This is a genomic window from Massilia sp. IC2-477, assembly GCF_020707265.1.
In the GTDB taxonomy this organism is placed as follows: Bacteria; Pseudomonadota; Gammaproteobacteria; order Burkholderiales; family Burkholderiaceae_D; genus Telluria.
The window spans coordinates 1-9,926 of record NZ_JAJFEQ010000023.1 but is presented as its reverse complement, the minus strand read 5'-3'; the positions used below and the strand labels follow the sequence as shown (position 1 = coordinate 9,926).

The 9,926-nt window shown below is 52.2% G+C and carries 11 protein-coding genes; 4 read left to right on the top strand and 7 right to left on the bottom strand.

Annotated features, from left to right (window positions below; translation table 11 throughout):
• Positions 1 to 25 precede the first annotated feature (25 nt).
• From LK542_RS24560 to LK542_RS24550, 3 genes are all read right to left on the bottom strand, one after another.
• Complete coding sequence (locus tag LK542_RS24560; protein WP_227813956.1) at positions 26 to 667, bottom strand: type II toxin-antitoxin system PemK/MazF family toxin; 642 nt, start codon at positions 665 to 667, stop codon at positions 26 to 28.
• Between the two features lie 19 nt (positions 668 to 686).
• Positions 687 to 1,205, bottom strand: a complete 519-nt coding sequence (locus LK542_RS24555) for a helix-turn-helix domain-containing protein (protein ID WP_227813955.1) — start codon at positions 1,203 to 1,205, stop codon at positions 687 to 689.
• Positions 1,206 to 1,664: 459 nt separating this feature from the next.
• Positions 1,665 to 1,883, bottom strand: a complete 219-nt coding sequence (locus LK542_RS24550) for a hypothetical protein (protein WP_227813954.1) — start codon at positions 1,881 to 1,883, stop codon at positions 1,665 to 1,667.
• A 193-nt stretch (positions 1,884 to 2,076) separates the two neighbouring features.
• Between LK542_RS24550 and LK542_RS24860 the strand changes: the two genes are divergently transcribed.
• The gene (locus LK542_RS24860) at positions 2,077 to 2,199 is read left to right on the top strand and encodes a hypothetical protein (RefSeq protein ID WP_267877573.1); all 123 of its coding nucleotides are present in this window, start codon (positions 2,077 to 2,079) and stop codon (positions 2,197 to 2,199) included.
• 441 nt (positions 2,200 to 2,640) lie between these two features.
• Here the strand turns inward: LK542_RS24860 and LK542_RS24545 are convergent, their stop codons facing one another.
• Positions 2,641 to 3,429, bottom strand: coding sequence for a replication initiation protein (locus LK542_RS24545; protein WP_227813953.1), 789 nt, complete (start codon positions 3,427 to 3,429; stop codon positions 2,641 to 2,643).
• A 1,027-nt stretch (positions 3,430 to 4,456) separates the two neighbouring features.
• Here LK542_RS24545 and LK542_RS24540 point away from each other — a divergent pair.
• Together LK542_RS24540 and LK542_RS24535 are read left to right on the top strand one after the other, a co-directional pair.
• Complete coding sequence (locus LK542_RS24540; protein ID WP_227813952.1) at positions 4,457 to 5,101, top strand: AAA family ATPase; 645 nt, start codon at positions 4,457 to 4,459, stop codon at positions 5,099 to 5,101.
• A 67-nt stretch (positions 5,102 to 5,168) separates the two neighbouring features.
• The gene (locus tag LK542_RS24535) at positions 5,169 to 5,474 is read left to right on the top strand and encodes a ribbon-helix-helix domain-containing protein (RefSeq protein WP_227813951.1); all 306 of its coding nucleotides are present in this window, start codon (positions 5,169 to 5,171) and stop codon (positions 5,472 to 5,474) included.
• A 349-nt stretch (positions 5,475 to 5,823) separates the two neighbouring features.
• Here the strand turns inward: LK542_RS24535 and LK542_RS24530 are convergent, their stop codons facing one another.
• Together LK542_RS24530 and LK542_RS24525 are read right to left on the bottom strand one after the other, a co-directional pair.
• On the bottom strand, positions 5,824 to 6,570 hold the full coding sequence (locus LK542_RS24530) for a hypothetical protein (protein WP_227813950.1): 747 nt from the start codon (positions 6,568 to 6,570) through the stop codon (positions 5,824 to 5,826).
• Between the two features lie 247 nt (positions 6,571 to 6,817).
• Positions 6,818 to 7,051: a hypothetical protein gene (locus tag LK542_RS24525; protein ID WP_227813949.1), complete on the bottom strand. Its 234-nt coding sequence runs from the start codon at positions 7,049 to 7,051 to the stop codon at positions 6,818 to 6,820.
• 500 nt (positions 7,052 to 7,551) lie between these two features.
• Between LK542_RS24525 and LK542_RS24520 the strand changes: the two genes are divergently transcribed.
• Positions 7,552 to 8,172, top strand: a complete 621-nt coding sequence (locus LK542_RS24520) for a hypothetical protein (RefSeq protein WP_227813948.1) — start codon at positions 7,552 to 7,554, stop codon at positions 8,170 to 8,172.
• Positions 8,173 to 8,194: 22 nt separating this feature from the next.
• Here LK542_RS24520 and LK542_RS24515 read toward each other — a convergent pair whose 3' ends face one another.
• Positions 8,195 to 9,178: a tyrosine-type recombinase/integrase gene (locus LK542_RS24515; RefSeq protein WP_227813947.1), complete on the bottom strand. Its 984-nt coding sequence runs from the start codon at positions 9,176 to 9,178 to the stop codon at positions 8,195 to 8,197.
• Positions 9,179 to 9,926 lie beyond the last annotated feature (748 nt).

Genomic DNA, 9,926 nt, shown 5'->3' with positions numbered 1-9,926 from the left:
CGGCAGCTGTTCGCGCACTTCGTCATTATGCGGCTTTGGGTGTGTCGCCAGTTGTGCCCTCCGTTACCGGGGCTATCCCTTGCGCTGTCGATACTTCGGCGGCGGTCGGCGCCGTGCTCGCTTTTTTTGCCTGCGCAGCTTCGAATGCGGCCACCATGCTATTGACAGGTGCGGCATGTTCAGGCACTGGCGCGGCTGGCTCCTCGATTACTGGCGCCAAGAGATCCCCTGCCCTGATGGCTTTCACCACTGCCCGCTTGATTGCATTCATCGCTTCAAGCGGCAGTACAGGACGTTGAGCACGATTCGGGTGGAAGGTTTGCAGCCGCAGCTTGCTGACCTGCTGCACTTGTTCGCCACATGCCCAACGATCGCATACCGCGAAATAGGAATGGCCGGGGATAAGGTTCGCAGCAACCAGGACGTGCAACCCATCGGCCACCTTGCCTTGGGCTGCGGTCTTCGACAACGGCACTACCATGCAGCCTTCGCTCAATTTGCCATTCAACACCACTACCAGGCGGTTCTTGACCATTTCAGGTGGTAGGTTACCGCTAGTTGTCAATGCGGCAGACCTGTCCACCTCGCCGGTGGCCGTACGGGGGTAATCAGGGCCGAAGTTGCATTCAAGAATTTCCCCTGTTTTTGGATAGTAATTAATTGGCATAACTATAATCTTTCTTCTTTTACGTATTAGGAGTGGAACCACTCTCTCCAGGTCTTGTCAGACTGCGCTGTACTGCGGATAGGCCCCCTTTTTTCGCAACTTGTCTACGTACCTCTTCGACAGAGGTAAATTCCGGCTCCAGCTTTTTCAGTTGTGCCACCAAGCCCGACAGATCGTAGTAGTTGCTGAGTTGTCCCCGGTGGTCGACAAATCGATCGATTCGCTTGAGGTAGCCACGGGTCTCAAGTTCAGCCAAGTAACGCTGAACCTGTCGAGGGCTCAAGTTGCAGCGAGCGGCAATTGTTGCTTTGCTGGGAAACGGCAACAGTTCTGCGTACCACCAGTGGTCAATGATGTGCAGGAGGATCGCCAACTGGACGGGACTGATGCCCAGCCTCGCCTGGGCGCGTAGCAACAGTGATGGGACAACGCAAAACCCCAAGCCCAAAACCGGCTTGCCCCATTTTTTAGCGGACGTTTGTTGCCCTTCCTTTTTTGGGCGCTCTGTACTATCTACTGCTTCTTCTGGACTTGTCATAACGGGCTCTTGCAAATTATGGATGACCACGATACGCTTAGTCGCGCTGTCAAACAAGTTATTTCACGTCATTTTTTGTCTAGGGGGGAGTGGACATCAATGACTTGGGGTGGGGAGTCGGAAACGTCGCCCTAAGTACTACTAAGTGCAAAGCGGATAAGTAGCGTAGACATATAGGCTAAACTTCCCCTAGACCTACATGACTCCCCATGTTGTTAAGCTTCGCTTTGTTTGGCACAATGCTGTCATTCGCCCTTGTGGCCCGTAGTAGAATTTTTTCCCTTAGGGGACCGCAAAAGCCCGGATCGTAAGATTCGGGCTTTTGTCTTTTTGACGCCATGTGTGCTGTAGCCTCACCAAGTGAACATGAGCTTTACTGATCAACGGTGGTAACGGACGAAAAAAAAGCGCCGCACTTATGCGGCGCTTGATGACTCTCTGTCTAGGTGAACCATCGCATCAGCCGGTTTTGCGTGCTGATGCCAGTGCGCTTGCTCGGTCGAACACTTCGCGCATCACCGTTTCAACTCCCCCAGCCGCTTTCAGTCGTGCTTCGCGGGCAGCGCCGCCAGCAATCTGGCGCCCATCTTCCATTACTAGCTTCGCACACCAGGGATCTTTTTTCCGCGGCTGTGCTGCTGGTGGAACAGAGCGCTTGAATCGAAGAACATTGCTCATTATCAACTCCATCTAGGTTAGTGATTGCCAGTAGGCAGAGATAGTGTACGAGATGTAAAAAAGTAATGCAGGTACTGGAATAGTGTGCGCCTGGTCGGGCTTTATGTCTAATCGCCTCCTACACCTACTATAGGAGTGATTAACACTTTGCTATAAGGTGCCGAGCACTTTGCGTTTTGGAAATTACACAAGCATGGAAAGCGTCAGCCTGCTGCAGCCCGAGGACGCGCTCGAGCTAAACCGCCAACGGGCGCATATGGTCGCCGAGCTGGGCCTCGGTCGGCGCTTGCGCGAAATCGACGTCGAGGACGAATAGTCATGGCGTAAGCCTACGAGATCAATCCACGTCCAGCCGCTTCGGGCGGCGACTGTTGGACAAGCCTGCAGAAGTGGGGGAGGTTTATTCCTTGTGGTGGTCGAGGAAGCGGCAGGCATCTCTTGGTGGAACGCATTAGACAAGGCAGAACAGGCCCGGTGGATGCAACAGTTTGAAGGATTGGGCACCGGGGCCAACGTCTACGCCGCTTATCTACGAGCCTAGGCCTTAGGATGCTAAGGAAACAGCAGCCAAATGTTAGCCAAAAGAAACTAATAAAACCTCAATAACCCGGAAAATGTCCGAATGTATGAACATAGAAGAGCATAAAAGATATCAACATCCTATCAACGTGATAGCAAGTTGATGTATAAATACATCAACTTGCTATCAATTCCGGCTGCATCAACCCGGGAAATGTCCGAATAGACGTGTTTGTACTTACTCTGGATCGACTGCCAGACGCTGCTGCGGGTTACTGCTGAATTTGAATTCCAAGCCGATGACCTTGCGGCCGGCGCGAACCGTGTCCCATTTGATGAGCATGTTGTTTTTCTGGATCAGTTCGTCCACTGCCGGCTCGATTACCCTAGTGCGGATGGACTTGAAGTCCTTCCTATAGCTCTCGGGCACATCCATGGCGGTGCAAAACTCTTCGATAGTCGGCTGATACTTGCCAGTGTTCTGCCACGACTGAAAGACTTCAAAAAGCCGCCAGGAATAGGAGGAGCGAAGGGCTGACGCCTGCTTGAGCTTGTAACTAGTGAACTCGCGGCGCAGGCCGAACAGGTGCGGCACCACTTCATGCCACCAATCCAGCTCGACCCAGCCTTCCCCCTTGTGATACCGCGCACTGCCGATCCATCGGAACTTGTATTCCTCAACGCCCTTACGCGTCTTGCGCGTGGTACGGATATAGCGATTGAACAGGTTCTCTGATGCATCCTGAAGCTGTTCGTAGGCCGTGTTCATATCCACGTTGAAGGTATCGGCATAGTCAGCAGCAGAAAGCCGGACCGACCAGGCGCCGCGCTCGCGTACTTGGGTCATGTTCGGCATTTGATCTGTCTTGGCAATACACGCCGCCACGATGCGCTTCTCTGCCAAGGAAAGGCCGTGAGCGCTGCGCGTCAAGGCATTGCTCATGTTCACCTGCAGCTCTACCATTGGCTGTTCGGCGTCGAGTTTATGAACGTGTTGTAGCTTCACCTTGCTCCCTTTTTCGGACATGGTCCGGGTTATCCGGGCTTTCAAATAACGGTGTCCGATTATGGTATTGCGGACATTGTTTGTCAACTGTCCGAATGTGGATAAGACCCGGGAAATGTCCGGCTCACCCGGAAAATGTCCGAGCTAGCCCGGAAAATGTCCGAATCTTTGTAAACAATGAAACAGAGAAACAAAAAACAAGAAACCGCGTACGCGAAAATTTGACTTCAACTCCCTCAGAAACTCAGTAAAGCGGCCTACGGCCGGGCACCCCGCTGCGCGAGGTTCCCCGGTCAAGCCGGCTCCCCTCCTGGCTATCGACAGCCCGCAAACGGGCTAGAACGCGCCACAGGCGTGTAGGCAAAACACAAAACGCAACCACCGCTGAATCACACCATGCTTTCGGCGGGCTACGGAGTTGGCCGCAAGAGGCCAAGCCCTACCGGGCCGGCTCCTACCGCCTCACCGCCGGCAAACCGGCGGCCCGCAACATGACGTGATGATGCGCAGCTAATATGCACCGGATGAATGGTCTTCCAGTATGTGGAGGGCTTAGGCTACGTAGTCGAATAAAGGTTATCGAGCTGCAATCGAAGCAAAATGAGAGGCCAGGACAACATAGGAGGAGGCTTGGGACGCGATAGGAGGCCCAGGGTTAAGTTTTTGTCAGCGTCCCTTAGTCTTGCTTCATCTGGTATCGAAAAAACGCCTCTATGACCCTCTATCGCAGCCGAGAAGTGACAAGCTGGTTAACAGCTGAAGTGGCCGTCGTCAGCGCACTGCAGCGACCAGATGCGCATGCGGCCAGGATCCACAGCTCGAACTGCAGCGCGCGATCAGCGCCGCTAGCCAGCCTCGTGCCAACCGCGCTGGCGCCACATTTGGTTGATGCCTTGCATGAGGCGGTAAATGATCGCCAGTGCCGAACCTGGTGGGCCCAGCTGCAACAGCCGCCAACCACGTTAATACATCATCTTGCTATTTAGTTGATATCAACTCGATATCTACATACAATCATAACGATATCGTTTAACTCATTGGAGGACACATGGCGATTTATGTAGTGGCGAACAAAAAAGGCGGAATTGGCAAATCGACTACAGCTGTGCAGCTGGTAACTGGCCTTTCGCTCAAGGGCCGTCGCGTTTGGGCGGTTGATGGAGATGGGGATCAGACATCCATGCTGTTGGCTCTCACTGTACGGGCCAACAGTGGGTTACCAGGCATCGCTGCTTGTGAACTATCGGAAGGGCAAACCCTGCGCCAGCAGGTCAAGCTCCAGGCTGATATGTACGATGACGTTGTAATCGATGTAGGTGCGAAGGATTCCGGCGCGCTGCGCGCCGCGTTATCGGTAGCCGACGTCCTAGTGATTCCATTCGCGCCGCGGACTTTCGATGTGTGGGCTTTCGAGAATATGGCAGCCCTGGTGCGCGAGGTGCAGGCCATGCGCGACTTCAAAGTCCTGGCCTTCTTAAACAAGGCTGACCCAGCCAACCAGGACGCGGACAACAAGCAGGCAATCGAGGATATTGGCCGATATGGCTACCAGATCTCACCTGTGTCGATCGGCGATCGCAAGTCCTTAGCCCATGCGAGTGCAGCTGGGCAGCATGTCAGCGAATTCAAGAGCGCCGATCCAGTGCTGCGGCGCGAAGTCGCAGCGCTCTTGGAGTTCATCACTACAGCCTAATATCGCGTCATCTTGATATTCACTTAATATCAAGATGAAATCAAGTTAATTTAAACGAGATATCAAAATGAGTAGAAATAGCCGAATCATCGCAAAGCCGTCCATACCAGCTCAACAGGGAAACGAGGCTGCTATTGAACGATTCATTAACAGTGCACCGGATGCGCGTGCGTCGTCGCCAGTCGACGCACCAGTGGCGCCAACACCAGTTTCCCAGGAACTGGCAAAGGGCCAGGGCCGCAGCCGCAAGACAGCTATCAGCTTAACGTTGCCAGATCAGGTCATTGAAGCGATGGACCGTAAGCGGGCCGAACTGGGTGGGCTTAGCCGGCCTGCATTCATCGCCTTGGCTGTATCGAAATTTGAGGGATGAGTGTTCTAGGGTAGATCGAGGAAGGGCTGGCGGCAGGGAGTGCCGCCAGCTGCCACTTCCATCTATTAACGCGACTAGCAAGTGGTCTTCAAGGACGGAGCTACACGAAGTTGCGCGACTGCCTCCACGAAACGCCGCGACCAGGTCTGGGAATCATCAAAAAGCGCGCCTGATTTGGCTGGGGTGGCCGCAACCCTCTGGTCACGGTTGGATGCCACTGTATGAGAGGCTACTTCCGACCCAAAGCAGGCTATCGAGACCGCTGAGTCGCATACCTCCTGGCCCCACAAACGACAAGCTTGGAATTCTTATTCACTGGCCCAAGAAATAATAAGACTTCCGGGTCAAGCTATTGGTTTGTGTTGTCGGAGCCGAGCATTTTATTTAGCTCCCCAATGATCGTGTGCGCGTCATCGTATGCTTCCTTTGCCGGCGCGTGCCCATCCATTACATAAGACATCATTGCTAACATATACGCCCCTACCGTAACTGCGTATCTGATGGTGTCGAACACAGCGAGAGAGTCCGCTGGATGAATGCATCGTATCTGCGCTAGCCAATATGTCCCGCCATCCTCAATGTTCATGTGTGGAAAAACTGCCCCAACATTAGGGTGCGCACCAGAATTTATCGCCATAGAATAGTACGTCTCCACCCCTTTGTGGAGTTCAGGATCGAACTTCACTAACTCCCGTAGTCCATTCGACGCCGTAAAGGTTTTACGGCACTTCTCGTCGGCTGACTTACTCGTTGCCCTCTTCGCCCAAATTTGTTCCTTACTTGGGTCCGCTGTCATTATCAAACCGAATAAAACACTCTCCAGTCCTGCGCGTAACACAGGAAAAACAGGCGGCATTTGCCCAGCAAGGGCAATTCTTACCCCCGCCAAGAAGTAACCGTGCGCAGTAAGTACAAGGAGAGCAGGAGTCGGCGGACCTTCATACAAGCCTCCTAGTATGTTTTCAAAGCTCTGTTGAAGCCTGTCCATCAATGCATAGATTTGCGGATGCTGCTCTATGATCTGCTGCTCGTTTCGATGTGCCGCGTTTAGAAATTCAGCCAACTTTCGTTTGTTTGGTACTCGACCATTCGTCATAGTTCTGTCCGAAATAAAATGAGCACGAAGCCATAGGGCATGCCGTGTAGTTACGCGATGACTGCTATTGGCCGATAGTGGAAGTTCATCGGGCAGTGTACCTCAGCAGTACCGCACACCGAAACCTTTAGTCAGTCGCTTTTTTCTTGTGTAGTCGCGTTTATAGATGGAATCGACATCAGCCGCGTAAACGTTCTGAGCAGAAGGTTCGCGGAATATGACTTCGGCAATCGAGACTCCATGTCTATCACATTGGCTTCTCTATAACATTGAGTCGACACAGGATTACCCTCTGCGCTTCCTTTAGTGTCATCTCGCCTGCGATCATGCGCCCAGCGATCTCGGCGTTACTTTCGTCGAGAATAATCCCCGATAACGCAAACGAAGCTTTGGTCTCCTGCCAGTCGCCGGAAGCGTGGGCCAGTGCAATGTAGCGACGGCGCTCGCGTTGTTCACTGAGCTCTATAATTTCTGCGTTCATAAAGTTCCGAATGAAATATTTTGCAATAAGCTGAAATTATGTGAAAAAAGATGAAATTTTTTGCAATTTTGTGCAATTACCCGAAATATTGTGAAATAAACAGTAACTGTTCTCAGTCAGATCCGAACCGATGAGGGATACACTCTTTTGAGACGCTCTCAGGTGGTTTTGTTGCTAAATATTCAATGTGATGCACTGCTGAAATAGTCGTTCTTAACCCCTACACACCATACGCACATTACAAATGTGCTTGCAACCCTCATGGTTGCTGGGTTTCATTGTATACAAGGATTTTTCTTGTAATACAAGGATACCTTAAGCTTTTGAAAATAAAGGGAAAAACCTGTATACCAGAAATTTTACCTCTACTAATGCCCTTAAAGAGTGGAGCACATGGTCACGCACGGCAAACTTGAGGCCAACAGCATCAAAGTACTTGATAGTTTCCCTGTAGAAATGTTAATATGAATATATTTTCAACTAGGCACGATAAATTAAATATGGATTATGATTTGGTTGTTAAGATTGCTACTGTGTGTATTGGTCTCGTCGGTGCTGCAAAAGGTCTGTATGACCTGTCAATAGGACGACGTAGTAAATCACGAGAAGAGTATAAATTTGCAAAAGAATTTCTTGAATTTAGTAATGAAAATAAAAATATTCATCCCTATTTAAGAGATAAAGGTTACCAAGCAATTGCAGGAGATAACGCAATAACTGGCGAAGAAGTTGAATATTTACTTTCTCTCACGCGCCCGGAACGTGCACTCAAAGATTATGTGATGGGTAAAAAATATATTGAACATCTCCCTAATCACGGAAATCTTCAAATAAAATTCAAAGAAAAATATAAGAGTAAATGGTCACGGCGGTGGCGAATGTATGCATATCTGCTTCTTTACATTGCATTTGCTTTTGCTGCATTCTCGCCTTTGCTCTTTTCATCTTACTTCCACATGGATCTTAAAGGTGCATTAATAGCATTCATTATTAGTTTGGCTGTCTTTGCGCCATACGCATATATTTTTCTTATGTCTGGAGCTAAAATCTATCGTGCTCAAATGCTTGTTGAGCATCAAAATAAACATACACAAAGGATTATATTGCCATCAATGGTTTGACAATATATGTAAATATGAGATTTCAATACGTGACCTTAAATGTCGGGCTGTCCTCGGCCCGCTCCTGGCGCCGGTCGTACACCCGCGTGGTGGAGATGTTCGCGTGCCCCAGCCACTGCTGTACCTTGGCGATGTCGGCGTCGTGTTCGAGCGCGTTGGTGGCGGCCGTAGCGCGCAGCGCATGCGGCCCGAAGCCGTCCACTTCAATGCCAACAGCAGCCGCATATTTCGCGAGGACTTTGTAGACACCATCGGGCGTAATTGCCCGAACGCCCCGCGCGTTGTTGCTCACGGGGCGGAACAGTGGCGCAGCCTTATCGTTCCCATGTTCCGCCGCATCCAAATAGGCGGCAATCGCGCTGGACGCCGCTGGATGCAGCGGGACGTAGCGGATCTTGCGGCCTTTGCCGTGCACCTGCAGGTGACGTACACCACGCCGGTCCTGAAGGTCGACTAGGCGCAACGCGCACAACTCGGCACGACGCAGGCCGTGATACAGCAAGGTGGCCAACATCGCGCGGTCGCGCAGGCCGGCCAGCGTCGAGGCGTCGGGTGCCTCCAACAGCGCGCGCGCCTGGTGATCAGCGATTGCCGGCGTCTTACCCTCCTGACTATCGAGGCGCGGCCGCTTTACGCCATCGACCGGATTGCCCTGGACGGCATTGGCCTCGCACAGCGCATCGAACAGCGACGACAGCGCTGCCAGCTTGCGCCGGATCGAAGCCGCGGCCAGGCTGCGGTGCTCGAGGTCCTTGCGCCAGGCAAGGACGTGGGCGCGCCCGACCTGGTGAAACGCGTACGGATCATCGATGCCGGCGAACGTCATAAATTCCTGGACGTCGGCCTGGTAGGCGCGCCGCGTTTCCGGGGTGTCGATGTTGGCGAACCAGGTTAACGCCGGCGGCACCTCGGCCAGCTGCTGGAAGTCGCGCATCGTCAGTCTATTGGGCGAGGTCACCGTAACGACTGTCAGCCCTGGCGCCATGTTCATCTTGTCATTCATCATGCTTCGCAGGCCCTTGTACAAAACTGTACGGTAGACTACAATTTTTTATACACTCGATTTTTGTGTCCAGATCGTTTACTCAACAATTTGCTCCCGTCGACTGACGCGTAATGGTTCCCTGATGGGAGCCCGCGGCGTTCTAGGGAATGTCAAGCCAGCCGTTCAACGAACCGCTGGCTTTTTTGTTTCCTACGGTTTAACAGCAAGTTCCTGTAGTATTGATGTGTTAGATGCAAAACCTGCGTCAACCCAAGCCGCCCTTGTGCGGCTTTTTTGTTGCCCGCCTCGCGCGGGTTTTTTTACGCCCGGAGTTTTAGATGAACAAAGACAAGATCGCCATTGTGACCGCCATCCTGGCTTTGCTGACAGTCGTCATCAAGTTCGGTCTGGCCGTGCTCGCCCTGGTCAAGGTCCTGCCGCTCTTCTAACTCGTCCTCTTGTCGTCCAAGCAACTAACCCGGCTCGGACTGATTTTTGCGACGCAAAGATCAGTCGGCCTTCGCCGAATCACTTTACTCTTGATAACCTATTTTATCAATAGTAAATCAATGGTTGGACTGACGAATCAAGATTGCTAACTGCGACCTTAGTGACTCTGCTTTGGCCCTACCTGCAGGGCCACGGCAGCTGTTCGCGCACTTCGTCATTATGCGGCTTTGGGTGTGTCGCCAGTTGTGCCCTCCGTTACCGGGGCTATCCCTTGCGCTGTCGATACTTCGGCGGCGGTCGGCGCCGTGCTCGCTTTTTT

Bases quoted from the DNA above. Each gene is read 5' to 3' on its own strand.
- LK542_RS24555 (WP_227813955.1), bottom strand. From the start codon at position 1,205: ATGACAAGTCCAGAAGAAGCAGTAGATAGTACAGAGCGCCCAAAAAAG.
- LK542_RS24860 (WP_267877573.1), top strand. From the start codon at position 2,077: ATGGAAAGCGTCAGCCTGCTGCAGCCCGAGGACGCGCTCGAGCTAAAC.
- LK542_RS24525 (WP_227813949.1), bottom strand. From the start codon at position 7,051: ATGAACGCAGAAATTATAGAGCTCAGTGAACAACGCGAGCGCCGTCGC.
- LK542_RS24520 (WP_227813948.1), top strand. From the start codon at position 7,552: ATGGATTATGATTTGGTTGTTAAGATTGCTACTGTGTGTATTGGTCTC.
- LK542_RS24560 (WP_227813956.1), bottom strand. From the start codon at position 667: ATGCCAATTAATTACTATCCAAAAACAGGGGAAATTCTTGAATGCAAC.
- LK542_RS24535 (WP_227813951.1), top strand. From the start codon at position 5,169: ATGAGTAGAAATAGCCGAATCATCGCAAAGCCGTCCATACCAGCTCAA.
- LK542_RS24515 (WP_227813947.1), bottom strand. From the start codon at position 9,178: ATGATGAATGACAAGATGAACATGGCGCCAGGGCTGACAGTCGTTACG.
- LK542_RS24540 (WP_227813952.1), top strand. From the start codon at position 4,457: ATGGCGATTTATGTAGTGGCGAACAAAAAAGGCGGAATTGGCAAATCG.
- LK542_RS24545 (WP_227813953.1), bottom strand. From the start codon at position 3,429: ATGTCCGAAAAAGGGAGCAAGGTGAAGCTACAACACGTTCATAAACTC.
- LK542_RS24550 (WP_227813954.1), bottom strand. From the start codon at position 1,883: ATGAGCAATGTTCTTCGATTCAAGCGCTCTGTTCCACCAGCAGCACAG.
- LK542_RS24530 (WP_227813950.1), bottom strand. From the start codon at position 6,570: ATGACGAATGGTCGAGTACCAAACAAACGAAAGTTGGCTGAATTTCTA.